Source organism: Pseudomonas sp. B20(2017) (assembly GCF_002113125.1).
Classification (GTDB): domain Bacteria; phylum Pseudomonadota; class Gammaproteobacteria; order Pseudomonadales; family Pseudomonadaceae; genus Aquipseudomonas.
Map to the genome: position 1 here is coordinate 208,508 of NZ_NEJP01000001.1, position 18,753 is coordinate 227,260.

Annotated in this window: 15 protein-coding genes; 10 read left to right on the forward strand and 5 right to left on the reverse strand. The window is 56.0% G+C overall.

Translation table 11 applies throughout. The features are described from left to right. The first annotated feature begins 15 nt into the window (after window positions 1-15). Window positions 16-606, forward strand: a complete 591-nt coding sequence (locus CAF63_RS01030) for an HD domain-containing protein (protein WP_085683044.1) — start codon at window positions 16-18, stop codon at window positions 604-606. Window positions 607-723: 117 nt separating this feature from the next. Here CAF63_RS01030 and CAF63_RS01035 read toward each other — a convergent pair whose 3' ends face one another. Then, window positions 724-1,539, reverse strand: coding sequence for a UDP-2,3-diacylglucosamine diphosphatase (locus CAF63_RS01035; RefSeq protein WP_007958385.1), 816 nt, complete (start codon window positions 1,537-1,539; stop codon window positions 724-726). 132 nt (window positions 1,540-1,671) lie between these two features. Between CAF63_RS01035 and CAF63_RS01040 the strand changes: the two genes are divergently transcribed. After that, a complete protein-coding gene (locus tag CAF63_RS01040) occupies window positions 1,672-2,436 on the forward strand; it encodes an AraC family transcriptional regulator (protein ID WP_085683045.1) in 765 nt (254 codons plus the stop codon). 72 nt (window positions 2,437-2,508) lie between these two features. Beyond that, entirely contained in the window at window positions 2,509-3,402 is an 894-nt protein-coding gene (locus CAF63_RS01045) for a DMT family transporter (protein ID WP_085683046.1), read from the forward strand. On the opposite strand, the gene CAF63_RS01050 is transcribed toward CAF63_RS01045, so the two are convergent. After that, entirely contained in the window at window positions 3,396-3,683 is a 288-nt protein-coding gene (locus CAF63_RS01050) for a SelT/SelW/SelH family protein (RefSeq protein WP_011332993.1), read from the reverse strand. The two genes, CAF63_RS01045 and CAF63_RS01050, sit on opposite strands and share 7 nt — an antisense overlap. Window positions 3,684-3,755: 72 nt before the next feature. Here CAF63_RS01050 and CAF63_RS01055 point away from each other — a divergent pair, with 72 nt between their 5' ends. After that, the gene (locus CAF63_RS01055; RefSeq protein ID WP_085683047.1) at window positions 3,756-5,945 is read left to right on the forward strand and encodes a patatin-like phospholipase family protein; all 2,190 of its coding nucleotides are present in this window, start codon (window positions 3,756-3,758) and stop codon (window positions 5,943-5,945) included. A gap of 6 nt (window positions 5,946-5,951) precedes the next feature. Here the strand turns inward: CAF63_RS01055 and CAF63_RS01060 are convergent, their stop codons facing one another. The 3 genes from CAF63_RS01060 to recQ all read right to left on the reverse strand — a co-directional run bounded on the left by CAF63_RS01060 (window position 5,952) and on the right by recQ (window position 10,565). Next, entirely contained in the window at window positions 5,952-7,739 is a 1,788-nt protein-coding gene (locus CAF63_RS01060) for a FimV/HubP family polar landmark protein (RefSeq protein WP_085683048.1), read from the reverse strand. 127 nt (window positions 7,740-7,866) lie between these two features. Further along, entirely contained in the window at window positions 7,867-8,301 is a 435-nt protein-coding gene (locus CAF63_RS01065) for a MarR family transcriptional regulator (protein WP_085683049.1), read from the reverse strand. 134 nt (window positions 8,302-8,435) lie between these two features. Further along, complete coding sequence (gene recQ / locus CAF63_RS01070) at window positions 8,436-10,565, reverse strand: DNA helicase RecQ (protein ID WP_085683050.1); 2,130 nt, start codon at window positions 10,563-10,565, stop codon at window positions 8,436-8,438. A gap of 276 nt (window positions 10,566-10,841) precedes the next feature. Between recQ and CAF63_RS01075 the strand changes: the two genes are divergently transcribed. From CAF63_RS01075 to CAF63_RS28735, 6 genes are all read left to right on the forward strand, one after another. Further along, window positions 10,842-11,429: a YecA family protein gene (locus tag CAF63_RS01075; RefSeq protein WP_007958400.1), complete on the forward strand. Its 588-nt coding sequence runs from the start codon at window positions 10,842-10,844 to the stop codon at window positions 11,427-11,429. 10 nt (window positions 11,430-11,439) lie between these two features. Further along, window positions 11,440-11,835, forward strand: a complete 396-nt coding sequence (locus CAF63_RS01080) for a YbaN family protein (RefSeq protein WP_085683051.1) — start codon at window positions 11,440-11,442, stop codon at window positions 11,833-11,835. Window positions 11,836-12,695: 860 nt separating this feature from the next. Continuing rightward, window positions 12,696-14,129 carry an ABC-three component system protein gene (locus CAF63_RS01085; RefSeq protein ID WP_085683052.1) on the forward strand — a complete coding sequence of 478 codons (1,434 nt, stop codon included), beginning with the start codon at window positions 12,696-12,698 and terminating at the stop codon, window positions 14,127-14,129. Then, window positions 14,126-14,830 (forward strand): ABC-three component system middle component 1, encoded by a 705-nt coding sequence (locus tag CAF63_RS01090; RefSeq protein WP_085683053.1) that lies wholly within the window; start codon window positions 14,126-14,128, stop codon window positions 14,828-14,830. The genes CAF63_RS01085 and CAF63_RS01090 overlap by 4 nt, the downstream gene beginning before the upstream one ends. Next, a complete protein-coding gene (locus tag CAF63_RS01095; protein WP_085683054.1) occupies window positions 14,827-17,199 on the forward strand; it encodes an AAA family ATPase in 2,373 nt (790 codons plus the stop codon). The genes CAF63_RS01090 and CAF63_RS01095 overlap by 4 nt, the downstream gene beginning before the upstream one ends. A gap of 1,043 nt (window positions 17,200-18,242) precedes the next feature. Further along, a complete protein-coding gene (locus CAF63_RS28735) occupies window positions 18,243-18,620 on the forward strand; it encodes a DUF6124 family protein (protein WP_085683055.1) in 378 nt (125 codons plus the stop codon). The last annotated feature ends 133 nt before the right edge of the window (window positions 18,621-18,753 follow it).

Sequence of the window (18,753 nt, forward strand, 5' to 3'; positions counted from 1 at the left end):
CCAAGAGGATTGCCGATGAATGCCACTGCCCGTTTCACCCACATGAAGGACGGCACACAGGAAGACTGGGCGATCATTGCGGCGGACTTCAGCGCCTACGCCCGCGAGTTGCCGGGCCGAATCATGGCCCACCTGAAACTGCTCGAAGGCGATTTCGGCGGTTTCCCGGTGGATCGCCTGACCCACTCGCTGCAAACCGCGACCCGCGCCTTTCGCGACGGGCGCGACGAGGAATACGTGGTCTGTGCCCTGCTCCACGACATCGGCGACACCCTCGGTTCCTACAATCACCCGGACATCGCCGCCGCCATTCTCAAGCCGTTCGTCAGCGCCGAGAACCTGTGGATGGTGGAGAAGCACGGGATCTTCCAGGGCTACTACTTCTTCCATCACCTGGGCATGGATCGGCACCTGCGCGAGCAATTCAGCGAACATCCGCAGTTTCTGGCGACTGCGGAGTTCTGTGCGAAATACGACGCGGCGGCGTTCGACCCCGAGTACGACACCCTGCCGCTGAGCTTCTTCGAGCCAATGATGGAGCGAGTGTTCGCCCAGCCGAAGAACTCGATCTACAAGGCGGCGATGGAAGAGCACACCCCCGCATAAAGACAATCCCGATCCATTGTGGGAGCGAGCTTGCTCGCGAATGCGGAGTGTCAGTCAATACTGCTTTGTCTGATGTACTGCATTCGCGAGCAAGCTCGCTCCCACAGGGGCCGTCGCTCAGGCCAGTTCGGCAACCTTCGCCGCTTTCAATTCGGCCTCCCGCGCCTGTGCATCGGCCAGGCGATACAGTTCGATCGTGCCGTCCCAGTGCTCGATCAGCGCCGTGCATGACTCCACCCAGTCGCCACAGTTGAGGTAATCCACCTCGCCGACCTTGCGGATCTCGGCGTGGTGAATGTGCCCGCAGACCACCCCGTGCAACTCGCGCTTCACGCATTCGTGGGCGATGGCTTCCTCGAAGTCGCTGATGAAGCTGACCGCCGTCTTTACCTTATGCTTGAGATAGGCCGACAGCGACCAGTAGCCGTAACCGTATTTCGCCCGCCAGTGATTGAGCCAGCGGTTGAGGGTCAGGGTGAATTCGTAGGCCGAATCGCCAAGGAACGCGAGCCAGCGGTGATAGCGGGTGATCACGTCGAACTGGTCACCGTGAATCACCAGCAGATGCCGGCCATCGGCGGTGACGTGCACCGCCTCGTCGACCAGCTGGATATTGCCCAGAATCAGTTTTGAATAGCGGCGCAGGAATTCGTCATGGTTACCAGTGACGTAGATCACCTCGGTGCCGCGCTTGCTCATGGTCAGCAAACGGCGGATCACGTTGGTGTGCGCCTGCGGCCAGTACATGCCGCCGCGCAGTTTCCAGCCGTCGATGATGTCGCCGACCAGGTAGATCTTGTCGGCGTGGTAGCCCTTGAGAAATTGCGACAGATGCTCGGCCTGGCAATCCCGCGTGCCCAGGTGCACGTCGGAGATCCACAGGGTGCGAACCCGTTGTTTACGGCTGGGTCTGGCGAGCTCGGCGCTGGTCATGGGCAACCCTCTGCGATGTTTTCGCCACTCTGCGCGCGCCCGGTTAATCGACCATGACAGGTATGCGTCAGTCGTGTGACAAACGCGTCGCCGCTGCGCCGGTGTAGACTGGCGGCTCGCCCGGAGACCGCCATGCAACCGATCCTGACCCTGCGCCATTACAGCCACGACCTGATCGCCCACAGCCACGACCACGCGCAACTGGTGTTCGGCCTGTCCGGCGCGCTGGATTTCGAAGTCGAAGGGCGTGGCAGTCAGGTATTGCAGCAGAGCTTCGTGGTGATCCCCGCCGGCGCGCATCATGCGTGCGGCAGTCCCAAGGGCAGCCGCTGTCTGGTGCTGGATGTGCCCGACGAGCAATGGCTGAGGCGCTCGCTGGGCAATCACGCCGATGCCAGCCGCCGTCTGCTGGACAACGCCGCGCGGTTGTCGCTGGATGCCGGGCAAGGTCAATTGGTCAACTGGCTGGCGAACAGTCCGGTGGACGACCCGCTGATTGCGCAACAGGGCGCGGTGCTGCTGCTGGCGAGCCTGAACCACGTGCCACCCGCCGAAATCGCTGCGCGCCGCCTGCCCTACGCGGCACTCGATGCGCACATCGAGCAGTACGCGGCCTATCCGCTGCAAGTGGCGGATCTGGCGCGCGTCGCCGGATTGTCCAGCGCCCGGTTGCATGCACGGTTCGTCGCCGAATGCGGGCAGACGCCGATGGACTACATTCGCAGTCGCCGGCTGCATAAAGCCGTGGCGCTGTTGCGCAACACCACGCTGCCCGTCGGTGAAGTGGCCAGCCGGGTCGGCTACAACTCGCAAAGCGCGTTTTCGGCCGCCGTCCTGCGTGAGTTCGGTACGTCTCCTACACAATTGCGGCGCGAGGCTGACGACAAAAGTCGATAGCCTGCCGACAGACTTTTCCGTCGATACACGCTTCAATGTGTGCCTGTAATCGTGTTTGGAAAAAGGACTGCAATGACTCCCCGTACCGCCCTCGGCGCCCTGCATATCGGCGCACTGATGTTCGGCTTGACCGGCGTCTTCGGCAAACTCGCGGCCGCAACGCCCGCCGTCATCGTGTTCGGACGCGCCGCGTTTGCCGTGCTGGCCCTGGCCTTTTTCGCCCGTTTCGCCCAACAGGGCGGCTGGCAGAAACTGCAAGCCGTCGACTGGCGGCGACTGGCCCTGAGCGGCGTGCTGCTGGCCGGGCACTGGGTGAGTTTCTTCATTGCGGTCAAGGTTGCGGGCGTCGCCATTGCGACCCTGGGTTTTGCCAGTTTCCCGGCCTTCACGGTGATCCTCGAAGGGCTGATCTTTCGCGAACGCATCCGCATCAATGAAATCGTGCTGGTGGTGCTGGTCAGTGTCGGACTGGTGCTGGTGACCCCGGCGTTCGATCTGGCCAGCGGCGCGACCACCGGCCTGCTCTGGGCGATCCTGTCCGGGCTGCTGTTTTCCCTGTTGTCCCTGACCAACCGCGCCAGCTCCGGGCGCATCCCGGCGGTGCAGGCGGCGCTGTGTCAGAACGTGGTGGTGGCGTTGTGTCTGCTGCCGGTGGCGGCGCCGCAACTGAGCCAAGTGCGGGGCATCGACTGGTTGTGGATCGGTCTGCTCGGGATGTTCTGCACCGGCGTCGCCCACAGTCTGTTCGTCGCCAGCCTCGCGGTCATCAAGGCGCGCACCGCCGCGGTGGTGTTCGCCATGGAGCCGGTGTACGGGATTACCGTGGCCTGGCTGCTGTTCGATGAAGATCCGACCCTGCGCATGCTGATTGGTGGCGCGCTGATCATCGTTGCCATCGTGGTGTCGAGCCGAATGTCAGGCAGCAGCGACAAGAAAACCGTCGCGGCCGAGGCGGCCTCTCACTGAGTACGGTCGTTGTGGCCGAGATCGCGGTCAGGGTCAATCTGGTCGCGCACCCGCTGCTTGAGCACCTTGGCCTCCGGGAAACCGCCGTCGGCCTTGCGTTCCCAGATCTGCACGTCGTTGCAGGTAATGTGGAATATCCCGCCGGTGCCCGGCACCAGTGACACTTTGCCGAGGTCATCGCCGAAGGTGCTGAGCAGCTCTTGCGCCAGCCACGCGGCGCGCAACAGCCACTGGCATTGCGTGCAATAGGTGATGACGATTTCCGGTTTTGTGACGGTCATGATCGCTGAAACTCCTGAGCCAGAGGGGCGCCGCTATAATAGCCGGCTTTATCGCTTGCCCCGAGACTCACGATGCGTCGTCTTCTGATCTGCCTGTTGCTTGGTTTCCTTCCCCTGCTGGCCCATGCCAGTGAGGCAACACGCCCGAAAGTCGGCCTGGTGCTGTCCGGTGGGGCGGCCCGTGGGCTGGCGCACATCGGTGTGCTCAAGGCTCTGGAAGAACAAGGCATCAAGATCGATGCGATTGCCGGCACCAGCATGGGCGCGGTGGTCGGCGGGCTGTATGCCTCGGGATACAAGATCGACGAGCTGGAAAAACTCGCCCTGACCATCGACTGGCAGCAGGCATTGTCCGACGCCCCGCCCCGCGAAGACGTGCCATTCCGGCGCAAACAGGACGACCGCGACTTTCTGGTGAAACAGAAACTGAGCTTTCGCGACGACGGCAGCCTCGGCCTGCCATTGGGGGTGATTCAGGGCCAGAACCTCGCGCTGCTGTTGGAAAGTCTGCTGGCCCACACCAGCGACACCCGGGATTTCGACAAGCTGCCGATTCCGTTCCGCGCCGTGACCACGGATATCGCCAACGGCGAAAAAGTGGTGTTCCGCAAGGGCCACCTGCCCCAGGTGATCCGCGCCAGCATGTCGATCCCGGCGGTGTTCGCTCCGGTCGAACTCGATGGCCGTCTGCTGGTGGATGGCGGCATGACCGACAACATCCCCCTCGACGTGGCCCGGGAAATGGGCGTCGATGTGGCTATCGTGGTCGACATCGGCACTCCGCTGCGCAACCGCAAGCAATTGGTGACCGTCGTCGATGTACTGAACCAGTCGATCACCCTGATGACCCGGCGCAATTCCGAAGAGCAACTGGCGTCCTTGCACCCCGATGATGTGCTGATCCAGCCGCCGCTGGCCAGCTTCGGCGCCACCGATTTCGGTCGCGGCCAGGAGATGATCGACGCCGGCTATCGCGCGACCAAGGCCCTGGACGTTCGCCTCGCCCGCCTCAAACCCGCGCAATCGCAGGACGCCGAACTCAACACCGCGCGCGCACCGGGCCAGCGCACGCCGATCATCACCGCGATCAAGGTCGAGAACGACTCGAAAGTCGGCGATGACGTGATCCGCTACTACATCCGCCAGCACATCGGCGAACCGCTGGATCTGGGTCGTCTGCAAACCGACATGGGCACGCTGTACGGCCTCGATTACTTCGAACAGGTGCAATACCGCGTGGTGCACAAGGGCCAGGATCACACGTTGGTGATCAGCGCGCGAGGCAAGCGCACCGGCACCGACTATCTGCGGGTCGGCCTCAACCTGTCGGATGACATGCGCGGCGACAGCGCCTTCAACCTCGGCGCCAGTTACCGCATGAACGGCATCAACCGCCTCGGCGCGGAATGGCTTACCCGGGCACAGATCGGCGATAAACAAGAGTTGTACAGCGAGTTCTATCAGCCATTGGACGTTGGCTCTCGCTACTTCGTGGCGCCCTATGCGTCGTTTGCCGCGCAGAACGTCGATTCGGTTCTGGACAACGATCCGATCGCCCAGTATCGCGTCGAGCGCTACGGCTTCGGCCTCAATGTCGGGCGGCAGATCGGCAACAGCGGCGAGGTCCGTTTCGGCGTCGGCGAGGCTTGGGGCAAGGCGGATGTGCGGATCGGCGATCAGGATCTGCCGAGCGAAAACTTCAACGAAGGGTTCTATGCCCTGAAGTATTCCTTCGACTCGCTGGACAACGTCTACTACCCCCACGAAGGCGAAGACATCGGCCTGACGCTGGTGCAGTTCGAACCGAGCCTGGGTTCCGACACGCGCTACCGGCAGTGGGAATTCAAACTGGACAAGGCCATGAGCAGTGGCCCGGATACGCTGATTCTGGGTGGCCGTTACGGCCGCACGCTGGACGATGCCAATGTGGTGACCTCCAGTTTCCTGCTCGGCGGCGCTCGGCAATTGTCCGGTTTCCGCGAGGACGCGATCTCCGGACAGAACGTCAGTCTGATGCGCGCAGTGTATTACCGCCGCCTCACGCCGCGCTCTTACCTGCCGCTGGACTTCCCGTTGTACGCCGGTGCGTCACTGGAACGCGGCCGGGCCTGGAACAACGACAATGAATTCGACAGCGGCTACATCAATGCGGCCAGCGTGTTCATCGGCTTCGATACGCCACTGGGGCCATTGAATTTCAGCTATGGCCTGAACGATGCGGATGAACAGGCGGTGTACCTGAACCTCGGGCAGACCTTCTGACGGCGGTCAGCGAATCCCCGCCAACAGCGTGCGCGCCGTTTGCTTGAGGGGTTCGTCGGCTTCCTTGAGCAATTCGTTGAGCAAAGCAATGGCGCTGTCGATATCACCGTCGTCGATGCAGGTCTGGGCCTGTTCGAGCTTGCCGGCGTTGGCGGCGTCCGAGGGTTCGGGTTCCAGTTCCGGGGCATGCAGCTCCAGCGGTTCCAGCGACAGCGACGAACCGGGATCGCCAAACTCGTTGAGAAAGTCCTCGTCCAGCGGCTGCGTTTCTGGTTCGGCGATCCATTCCAGCTCGGCGGATTCGGCATCGTCAGGCAGGCTTTCCGGCAATTCAAAATCCTGTGGCAATACCTGCAGATCGGAGCCGAGCGTTGATGGCGCCTGTTCAGGTTCGGAAGTGGTCGGGCGAGTTTCCTCAAGATCCCAACTGGAGGCCATCGAGAGCTGATCCAGGTTCAGTTCGAAATTGTCTTCGGCTACGGGTTCGACAGGCGTGGTGGGTTCGATCGGCAGCGCGGCAATCACCGGGGCCACCGCCACCACAGGTGCAGCGCTGACCAGTTTCGGATAGCGGGCGCGAATCTCCTGCAAGCGCTGATCCTCGACCCCGAGCTGGCGCAGGTGGCTTTCCTGCCGGTCGTAGGCCGGCGTATCGCCCTGCCGCCCTAGCACTTCAAGCAACTGCACGCCGAGGTCGATGCGTTCCGGCTCGCGCAGCAACGCATCACGCAGCAAACCGGCAGCCTCGCCCAAACGTCCGTAGGCCAGATAAATGCCGACCGCTTCCAGCACATCGCCGTTGGCGTGGTCCTCACGATGTTCGACAGCAGTGTGAACGGCACTCGGCTGCATCGGTTCGGCGTCGTCGACCGGAGATTCGTTTTGTGCTGGCAGGAACGGCGTCGGCGCAGAAGCCCCTTGCGCCTGCTGACGTTGCCGGCGCACATACAACCCTGCCACCAGCAATCCCAAGACCACCACCAGTCCGCCGAGCAGCGGCCAATTGAGTGAATCCTCCTGAGCCTCGACCGGGGCAATGACCGGCGCCGGCACAGGCGCCACGGGCGCTACTGGTACCGGCGGCGCCTGTTGCACTTCAATCAGGCGGGCCTGCAAATCACCGAGCTGTTTCTTGCCGTCAGCGATCAGGACTTCCTGCGCCTGAAGCTTCACGTTCAATTCATCGATGGTTTTTTGCAGTTGCTGGTTCTGCACAAGGCTCGCCGCCAGTTGCTCGGCCTGCGCGTCCGCAACCGAGGCCGGTGGCTGCAAAGGCGCAGCAGGTTTGGTCGGAGCTTTTGCGGACGGAGCCTCGGGGGTCGGGAACTCCGACGATTGCGCACGAGCATTCGGTTCGTCGGTAGCCGGGACGATTCCCGGCGAACCCGGCGGGTCGATCAGCACGGTGTATTCGCGCAGCAGGTGGCCGTTGGGCTGATCGAGCTGCACGAGGAAATTCAGAAAGGGTTCGTTGACCGGTTTGGTCGAAGTCACACGGATCATGTTGCGATTGCCGCGCAGGATCGGGGTGAACTTGAGGTCATTGAGAAAGAACACGCGCTCGATACCGGCGCGGCCGAATTCGTCCGCTGTGGCCAGACTGACCTTGAGGTCGCTTTCACTGAGGCCTGCAACATCCACCAGGGCGATGTCGGCCGTGAGTGGTTGATTGAGGGCTGAGTGCACGGTGATGTCACCGAGCCCCAGCGCCAATGAGGCGGTGGACCAGGTCAATACACCGGCCACCAGCAGCGAGTTGGCGCAACGCAGTACTACGTGCCGACTTCCGAGCATGAGCATCCCTTAAATAAGCAAAACCGACTTCTATGCGTTCGCACATCCGGTACGAACACGATATTGCCTAGTAGTTCTTATAGTCTGCCCAGCGTGATCTCTCAAAGAATCGGCACGCAGTTATGCCTCAAGACTTTTCCAGGTTGGCCAGAATGTGTCCGTGAACCCGCATGCAGACCTTCATGTCCGCCTCATCGATGCCCTCGAACAATTCCTTGCGCAGTTGCGTGGCGATGGTTTCGATCTGTTCGATCAGCGGCAGGGCTGGTGAGCACAACACGATTTTTTTCGCCCGGCGGTCTTCCATCACGGACTGGCGTTGTACCAGGCCCTGGCTTTCCAGACTGTCGAGCAGACGGGCCAGTGTCGGCCCTTCGACGCCGACGCTTTGCGCCAGCTCTCGTTGGGTCGGCGCCTCTTCGAAACGCGCCAGATGCAGCAGCACCAGCCAGCGTGCCTGGGACAATCCCAGGCCGGCCAGCCGGCGATCCAGTTCGGCACGCCAGCCACGGGACATCTGGGCCAATTGCATGCCAAAACGGTGTTGGTCGGTTAACGGCATAAAACACTCATGATTAGACTGAACAAATAGAGAAAAACTAATTATTAGTCAGCTAAGCATGACATTTGACTATAGGCAAGAGGCGTCCGGTACTGAATCGTTACAACCGTATAACGGTTGGCACAAACGCCCTCTTACATTTCAAACTCGGATTGCAGCGCAGCCCGTACGCAATACAGCACGCCTTCCGGAACACGACCGGCAAACAGCTCGGCCACTTCGGCGACCGACGGCAACTCGCCTTCGCCATCAAGGAACGCATCCTGGACTTCACCCATCAGATCCTCCGGCAAATCCAGCGCCTGCTCCAGCGACAGCTGCTGCTTGCCGATGGCTTCGGCGAGCATGGTGTAGACGTTCTTTTCCGAGCACTGCAATTGACCCGCAATCTGCAACGGTGTCATGCCGGCGCGGGCCAGGGTGATCAGTTCGTGGCGCACGTCGGCCACCACTTTCGGTGTCTCGGCCTCGCCGCCGAGCACTTCGAGGAAGGCCTCGCCGTAACGCTCCAGCTTGCGCGCACCGACGCCGCTGACCCGGGCCATGTCAGCCAGCGAGGTCGGCTGGCTGCGGAGCATTTCCAGCAGGGTCGAGTCGGGGAAGATGACGTACGGCGGCACGCCGTGTTCTTCCGCCAGTTTGCGCCGCAGGGCACGCAGCGCTTCCCACTGTTCGCGCTCTTCGCCACGCACAAGCTGGCTGGCCTGGCTCTTGCTGCCGCTCTTGGCGGTGATTTGCGGCTTGAGGTCGCGGCGCAGCTCCAGGCTCACTTCGCCCTTGAGCAGCGGCCGGCAGGTGTCGCTCAAACGCAGCCCGCCGTAGCCTTCATGATCGACGTCCGCCAGGCCACGGGCGACCAATTGGCGGAACAGAGAACGCCATTCGCTCTCCCCCAGCGCCTTGCCCACGCCGAACACAGACAGGTGCTGATGGCCGAAGCTGCGAACCTTTTCGTTGTCCTTGCCCAGCAACACGTCCACCAGATGGCCAACGCCGTAACGCTGCCCGGTGCGATAGATCGCCGATAGCGCCTGACGCGCAGGCTCGGTGGCGTCCCAGGTCTGCACGCCGTCGATGCAGTTGTCGCAGTGGCCACATGGCTCGGGCATGTCTTCGTCGAAATACGCCAGCAGTGCCTGACGGCGGCAGCGGGTTTCTTCGCAGAGCGAGAGCATGGCGTCGAGCTTGTGTTGCTCCAGACGCTTGTGGCGTTCGTCGCCCTCGGAGTTCTGCAGCATCTGCTTGAGCATCACCACGTCTTGCAGACCGTAGGCCATCCACGCGTCCGCCGGCAGACCGTCACGGCCTCCGCGCCCGGTTTCCTGGTAATACGCCTCAAGGGATTTCGGCAGGTCGAGGTGAGCGACGAAGCGCACGTTGGGTTTGTCGATGCCCATACCGAACGCCACAGTGGCGACCATGATCAGGCCTTCCTCGTTGAGGAAGCGCTTCTGGTGATAGGCGCGCAGATCGTTGGGCAGACCGGCGTGGTACGGCAGCGCCGGGAAACCCTGCTCGGTGAGAAACGCGGCCACCTCTTCCACCTTCTTGCGTGACAGGCAGTAGACGATGCCGGCATCGCTGCGCCGCTCGGCGAGAAACGCCAGCAACTGTTTGCGCGGCTGCTCCTTGGGCACGATGCGGTAGAAGATGTTCGGCCGGTCGAAGCTCGACAGGAAACGCTCGGCGTTCTGCAAATGCAGACGGGTGACGATTTCTTCGCGAGTACGCTTGTCGGCGGTGGCGGTCAGGGCGATGCGCGGCACGTCGGGGAACATTTCCGCCAGTTGCCCCAGTTGCAGGTATTCCGGGCGGAAGTCGTGGCCCCATTGCGACACGCAGTGCGCTTCGTCGATGGCGAACAGGGCGATGTTCAAACCTTGCAGAAATGACAGCATCCGCGGCTGCACCAGACGCTCCGGCGCCAGATAGAGCATTTTCACTTCGCCACGCTTGATCCGGGTGGCGAGGTCGCGCTGCTGTTCGGCGCTCAGGGTGGAGTTCAACGCGGCGGCGGCCACGCCCAGCTCTTCGAGGGTCGCAACCTGATCGTCCATCAGCGCGATCAGCGGCGACACCACCACCGCCAGGCCGTCGCGCAGCAGGGCCGGCACCTGGAAGCACAGGGACTTGCCGCCGCCGGTCGGCATCAGGACAAGGGCATCACCGCCACTGGCCACGCGCTCAATGATTGCACCCTGACGGCCACGGAAACTGTCGTAGCCGAAGATGTCCTTGAGGACGCGTTGAGCCTGTTCGAGCATAAAAACTCCAAAAATCCACCGAAACATCCCTGCACAGGCTGGTTCAAGACAGCCGAGGCTGCTTTAAACAAAACGTAAGGGCGCATTGCATCGCGCCCTGGATAATCAGCCGCGACACCGGCAGGGATCGCAAAGCGCGGCAGTATACCCGAGCCCTCCCCGGCAAAGGGCACCGCCGATAAGAAGCTTGTGCGGGCAAATCTGCCGTGCGGCTGGCTTGAGGGCTCAAGAAGGCCTAGAATTCCCGCATTGTTTATTCCCCAAGGTAGCCCTTTAATGTCCTTCGCCGAGCAACTAACCCGCCTGCAAGTCTTCCTCGACGCCGACGAGCTGCATGAAGAGGCGCTGGATTACGTGGCCGCTCACGGTTACCTGACTGCGCTGTCGATCTGCGCCGATGTGGTGCCGGATCGTGAGTGGATCGACGCCCTGTTCGCCGAAGAGCCGCATTACAGCAGCGAAGCCCAGCGTGAAGAGATCGAAGCCACGCTGATCGGCCTGAAAGCTCACATCGCCCGCCAACTGGCGTCGGATGAGGAATTCGAGCTGCCATGCGAACTGGACCTGGGCGACGACCCGGACGATTCCGAACTGCGCGGCTGGTGCATCGGTTTCATGGAAGGCGTGTTCCTGCGTGAAGCGGCCTGGTTCGAAACCGCCGAAGAAGAAGTCAGCGAAATGTTGCTGCCGATCATGGTCGGTTCGGGCCTGTTCGACGAACAGCCCGAGTTCGAAGACATCGCCAAAGACGCCAATCTGATGGACGACATGATCGTCCAGATCCCGGAAGCCCTGACCGCGCTGTACCTGTTGTGCCAGGCACCCGACGAAAAACCGGCGATCCTCAAGCCACGTCACCACTAAGTATCAGCCTATGGACAACCCCATAGGCAACCGCCCCCTGATGTTGCGCTACATCCTGCTGGCCGTCGGCTGGCTTAGCGTGGCATTGGGGGTGATCGGGATTTTCCTGCCTGTTCTCCCCACTACCCCCTTCCTGCTGCTGGCTGCCGCCTGCTTCGCCCGCAGCTCTCCGCGTTTCTATCAATGGCTGGTCGAGCATCCCCGGCTCGGGCCGTGGATCCGTGACTACCTCGATGGCAACGGTATACCGCTTAAAGGCAAGGTCTACGCGATCGGGCTGATGTGGGTGAGCATTCTGTTTTCCTGCTATCTGGTGCCGCTGGTGTGGGCTCGGGGGTTCATGCTGACGAGTGCGGTGTTGGTGACGGTTTATATCTTGCGGCAGAAGACGCTGAACAAGCGCTGATCACTGGTAACCGCTCGTCGATAAACCTTGAGCACCTGTTAGACCTGCCCCTCCTTCCTCCCCACAGGTTCAATAAAAATGCCTCTGCAACACCCACTTCCAGATGCGAAATCAACATCGTCTCATGTTAGGAAAAAGTTTCTCAGCGTGTGGGACTTCCGTTACAGCAATACCCTGAGATGCTACCGGCCCTGCTTCAGCACGATTCCTCCCTGAGCGCGCTCAGTTATCCAAGTGCTTGGGATGAGGAAACTAATACGATGGAAAAGGTTATGAAGTAATTCAAGCGTATTGGCAGCAGCACTGACCTGTCGATGACGATTTCCGGCAAGAAATCCAAGGGCCCGGCAGGTTCCCGGAACCCAATCGCGTAAGTCCCCCCAATACCGATAATGATTTGAGTTTTCCTAAGCGACGAACACGAAAGTGAGTTTTGTCTGGGCGTCTGTTCACCAGATCAGGGAGGGATGTCTACAGCAGTGTCCAAGAATACGGAGGGGTAGTTGGCTTGCCCAGCGCGGGAGCCCTTCGTCCGAGGGAATCCTTCCTGTGGACTCAACAATTTCGCAATGTTTTAAGCCCCCCGACTAGCAATCATGGCCGCTGCCACTATGGCAGTCACAGCAGTTCGGTCAAACTCCGTTTTTTCAGTGCGTCGTGAAAACCGCTATTGAGGCTGCCCCAGCCCCATCTAACGCGCTAGGCGTAGTATTGCTACGCTCCAAATATCCACACAAAAGATGGCATTATGCTAGCCAGCTAGCCTAGTATTGGTTTTCGCGTAGGGAGGCGCTAGGGCACAAGCATTCGATAGCTCCACCCGCGCACTCTCTCAGAAATTGGTGCTGGAGACTTTGTTAATGGCTTTCGATGCATCACCCTCTTGGAGCGGTTTCAATTACCAGGGAAAAGTAGCGCTTTATTATGCTTTAGTCCTGATAAACAAAGAAACTACCGACGCGGACCTCTCAGCATATAGCCTTATGCTTGAGTCAACTGAAGATTTTGAGATAAAAAAAAATGATAAATCGGTATCAATTCATCAAGTAAAGGCTTACAACAAGAGCACCTTCGAAAAATACTCAAATGCGCTAATCGAAATAACTCTTGAACTTTACAAACAGCCAACCGTCTATGGCTTCGTCCACACTTGGAAAGCCATCAACAACAGACCTAGTTTCACTACTCTGACCGACTCTATAAAAAATGACCTTACCCTCATTTGCAATGAGTACAAGGATAGCACTGACAAAGTCGATACGACGATAGGGAAAGCAGCTTCAGACTCTAAAAAAATTACAAAAACTTCAGCAATTTTACGTTATGCATTTCCTACTAAGTCGGCTGATGACCTTTACACTATCTTGATGGAGGTTCTTACTGGTAAAAATGATGCCCTGAGCAGAGTTGAGAGCTACGAGTATGACGACAAGAAAAAATATTGCGACCTAGACGACATCAATAAAAAGATAAAAAATCAAATCACTCTTGCTTTTCAAGCTCGCAAAAAAATCATTACCGACGATCATCTCGACAAAACCTTTCACCACTACCTCGGCATGATTGACAGGCATATCATTGGTCGCCACAAAACAATAGCTGATGCGAAAAAGATCTCCATAAGCATTAATACGCTGATTCTCGTACTCGAGACCGACTTGGAAGATATCAGCAAGGACTATCTGTCTTCCAAGTTCAAAGAAAGATTCTCATATCAAATCGACCAATACATGGGTGACGAATTAGATTACCCTGATATAGGTGATGATCAGCCTTGCAACCTCCAAGCTGCATGTGCCATTTTACTAGCATTACACCCGCGCGATCTGTGGGAGCACTATCGAAGCTTTTCGCCCCATTTACTTCTGGATGACTCAAGCAATACAAATAATGCTTTCACTTATAATGATGAAGGTATACGTCTCTACCTGCTCAAGATTCTACACACTGTGGACATCGCCAAGTCTGAACACAATGCCACACGTCACCAATTCACCTATCGTTCCAAAACCCCTCCACTCCAAAACTATCTACCCACCACTATTACAAACAATGGAAGGCTTGATTTAACCTCAAAGCAGATGCATTCGAATCCCTGCTTGTCGGAAGTTCTATACGAAATAGAAAACTTGATTCATTGCGGAGAAACAGAGCATATATTCTATCCGGATGCTGAAAAAAACACCGAAGCACCAATGGAAACTGATGCTGATCAACGTCTAAAAAGAACCGAGACTTTTAAAAGCATTAGCATTATTCCACTTCAAAAGGCCAAGATTGAGCTAGCCAAATGATAAATCTGATAAACAATATTATATCTAACAGTGGCTACCAAAGGGTTGACTTCGGCCTTGATGAACCGGGCTTTATGATCATGCTTTTCAAAGCCAGCGACGAGAGCAAGCAAGAGTACTTCCTTTCGCTTCAAGCTGAAGAGCAAGAAAACGAAGTGGCCATACTGCTTTTGGAAGAAAAAGCCCAAATCATTTTTGAAAAAATTCGAAACTCAGGTAAGACCGAACGTTTCTTTGAAAAAAACTGCACAATGATTGTGTGCCATGAAGCGATGAAAATAAAAAAAGAGACAATATTTTCATTGGAGGAAGATCCCTACAACTTCAAAAAGAACGTCCTTACTTATTCCACGGGTGAATTGCTTGCTTTGCAGACCTATCTTTCAGACAACAAGATTGAAAAAATAACCAACGACGTGATTAATAATATTTTGAATTCTAATGGGGGAAAAAATTTCCTCGAATTCAAGCAAAGTACCACAAAGGGATTGTACTCGATAGTTCTCAAGACCACTCTCAAACTACCCTTCCTAATCTACACCCCTCAAGAGCAAAAGCTAAGCAATCTTGCATTAGACATTGAAAACAACCTTACAACCAATCTCAACTCAGTCTACAAAAAACTTATTTCCTTAGAAACCGAATGGGATGATGATAATATATTGGATGAGGTGACTAAAATCTGGAGTGTCGAACCATGATATTCTTGACCAAAATTACGTTGGTAAATTTTAAGATTTTCGGCGGCGAACCTTATTCTATTGGTTTCGAAGGGAGCAAGCTCATTCTGCTAGATGGGCCGAATGGATATGGTAAAACTTCGATATTCGATGCGGTCGAGTTAGCGCTAACGGGAAATATTAGTAGGCTCATCACCCTAGACAACCGCCAAAACCCTGCGGATATCGTTGTAGCACATAAAAATGCAGCCGCAGTTGAAATATTGCTAGAGTTCAAAGGCGAAAACTCCAACACAAGAATTTTCCAACGTAAACTCAAAAGCAATATTACCGCCCCCTCGAAGCGGATAGCTAGATTCGCAGAACTGTGGGAGCTGAATGAGATCATCGATGGCATTGCCGAGCCAGCAAAGAAAGATGCTCTTGAACATTTTTTTGACAGCAAAGATTTCGCCAGAGACTTTTTGTTGTTCCATTATGTGCAGCAAGAAGAAACATCAAGATTTCTAAAAACAAATAATGAAACTCAGCGTGCCACTGAGCTTGCGCAGCTTTTTGGGGACACTCGCGAGGCTGACGAAAATCTAGAAAAGCTCATCAGCAAACAAAAGAAAATCAACCTCGCTAGAAAGTCCATTACAAATCGAATCTCCGAACTACAGCGTACATATCACCTCGATTCTGAGTTGGCAATCATGACTGAGCCGACAGAGTCACATCAGTATGCGTTTCCTTGGCTGGCTGAAAACAACACCTCTCCCTATTGGGATTTAGAAACAATATCCGAACTGACCGAACAAAGGTTGAGTGCATCTCTCGCCGAAATAGACGCCATAAAATGGCTAGTAAACAACCGTGGCTTCTACTTGAGAAATCGCCATTATCATGCAGCATTGCACCAACGCAATCTGCTTGAGCTTTATGTAGGCTATGCTAATACACACCTGAACTACCATGGCCATCAAGAATATAGCAAAATCTATCAGGAGGTTAAAAATTCATATGATCTTCTTCAGCAAGAGGACATTAGCGACATACTTAAAAATTCCCGCTTAGAAAATCTTTATACTGTGCTCAAGCTACCTGGCAGAGCCGACTTCCGTGCTGCCTTGACATCACTCAACACGTTGATCTTAAAAAATAAGGGCCTTAATTCAGTTTACACAGAAATCCTGAACCACCACTCCAAACTATCTCCCATTCTAGAAGTTACTCCTGCCGAAAATTTTTGCTTCTTCTGTGGCCATGACCATCACACTCACGACGCGTTGAAAGCAGCCGTCGTCAAACATGGCGATTTACTCCGCAGTGAGCTTTCAGACAAAGATAAAGCAATTGTAACTGCTCGAGAGGACTTCTCCAAGCAGCATCTAGTAGATTTGCTCAACGCATGCGAGGTCTACTTAGATGTGAATGTAGAGCCTGGCCAGACTGACCTGAACAAACTCGCAGAGGCGTTCGCATCTAAAGACCGCTTAGAAAACATTCGACAATGGCTGATCGCCGAGAACATTGAACATAAAGACCTCCTCGCTGAAGAGTTTCCCGTCGCGGCCCGCGACAGATACATCGCCGAAGCGACAGATGCATTATGTGAAAGAATTAGAGCGCTTATCGGACCAGCCCCAGATAACTTTTACGAAACTCACACACCTTCAACGCTAGACCGTATTTTCAAAGATTACTTTAACAAGACTCCTGAAAGATTAACAGCTTACCCTATAGACCTCCTCATCCAGAAAGAGACATATATAAAAGAGCAATATGGCAACGACATGAGAGCGCATGCTATTGAGCTGCAAAAGCTCCAAAAAAGCGACTCGCTTTTTGATCGAGCACTCTCCGACATTGGAGACCTCATAACCACTGTCAGATCTCAGATCAGAAGATACAGAAAAGATCTCATTACAGATATTGAAATCCCCTTCTATATTTACTCGGGAAAAATTCTTCAAAGCCACCAAGCTGGAATCGGTCACGGCATCTTCATTAAAGATCCAACCGGAGAGGACGAGTTAAAAAATGTTCGCCTTGTTTCGGACTGGAAGAGCGACCACGACATCCTAAACACAATGAGTTCAGGACAAATCTCTGCCGTTGTAATCGCTTTGACGCTAGCATTGCACCGTGTTTACTCCAAAAAATTCGGAACCATCTTAATCGATGACCCAGTCCAGACGATGGATGATATCAACATGTCCTCATTGGTAGAACTATTACGCAACGACTTCCAAGACAAGCAAATCGTACTATCCACTCATGAAGATAAAGTTTCAAGATACTTCACATACAAATACATTAAGCATAGCGAGAGCGTTAAAGTCGTGAACCTAATGCAACGCAGAGAATATGTACCAAGCAATAGATACAAATACAGCACGAACTCTTAGTTAAAGGCTGCTCCTCGCCTTTAGATTGCCGATGTCCTATTACCGCTTTTCCTGTGCCCCCTACAACTCTGTATTTATGGAAATCTCACCTTTGGGGACAAGGCGTCAGGCAAAGCGGTATGTCACCGGAGGGTCGCACCGCTGCGATCTATTGCAGTCAGCAATGCTCGCTTAAAACTCTAGATTACCGGCTTCAGGAATTCGCCACCGTGCTTGCATGCACCGCGCCATGAAGCTTTCTCATCCAGCTTCTGAATGCTTACGACTTCCAACATTTGCGGGGCTACCGATGAATGCTATTCATACCTTAGCGGGAAGCGGCGGTGCTCAGCGCCCCAGCATGCAACTTATGCGTGAGTGCATGGGCTACAATTGCACGTTTTCTCATCGCTAATATCTCAGCCTCAGCTACGGCCCCCCCCACATCCATAACTTTGCAGAGAGACGGATTTTGGCATTCTTTCTTAATTAACTTCAGCGGGACTTTCCGCTACGCGCGACTATCTCTTGGGTAAATTCAAAGAACTCGCTTAATCATCTCTCACCAGAGCGATTTAGGTGAAACCGACCCAACCTGGTTTAACAAGGAATAGATAGAAAAGAGGATTCATTTATTTGCCATTCCCGACCATGAAAGCCCACGCATCCTTGAACCGAAAGTGTGGGCTTTGTCTTTTTCGCGCCTTCGGAAACCATTGTTGAATAGTGTTTAAGCTTATGTCCGCAAAGCCACGCAACCTTGCGCCTTTGCCTACGCATCCGCCAGAATCCGCCGGCTTGTGCGCCTTGGGGGCGGGTTCTATTGTTTGGCGGTCGCTGAAAAGCAGCGATCGGGTTTAGCGATCCGGCTCCCTACAGACGCAACAACGCCCAATACCAATTGCAGTCTTTTCTCTGCGCTTGGCGTAATGGTGGCTGTGCGTGGGAGACCTTCGGGTCTACCCGGGGTTTCTGTGACCCGGATCGCTAACCTGCGTACAGCCGCCACCTTTACTTGTTTAGCGATGAGTCGTGGCGGCTCAGTCCAATCACGGAGATTCGCCATGATCAAACCCACGCCAAACCCGCCGGAAGCCGATACGACTTCCCCCTACGAAACCCTCGATTCCAAGAAATTCCACGAGGCCGCCGAGCGCGCCCTCGATCATTACCTCAATCCGCTGCTCCCCCGAAAACCGCTGCTCAAACCCAATACCCGCTACCGCATTGCTCCCGGCATCGACAGCGAAGAACTGCTGGCCGACGCCTGCGAAACACTGACTTCGGCCAAGGTCATGGCCAATGACTTCGCCGGGCTGGTGGACGGTTCGCATCGGCATGTGCTGCTGGGAATTGCGCAGCTGATCATGCTGGGTGAGCTGGCGGTGAATCGGGTGCTGGATAATCTGGAGGTGAAGGCTGAGGCGCCCGCTGTAGCCTGATCATTTCCATGCTCCCGCGTTCTGTGTTCGGCTCGGGATTTTGGGACGCGGAGCGTCCCGGGCTGCATTCCCACGCAGAGCGTGGGAACGATCAACGCGCAAAAAACCCGCCGTCCCGATTACTCGGGGCGGC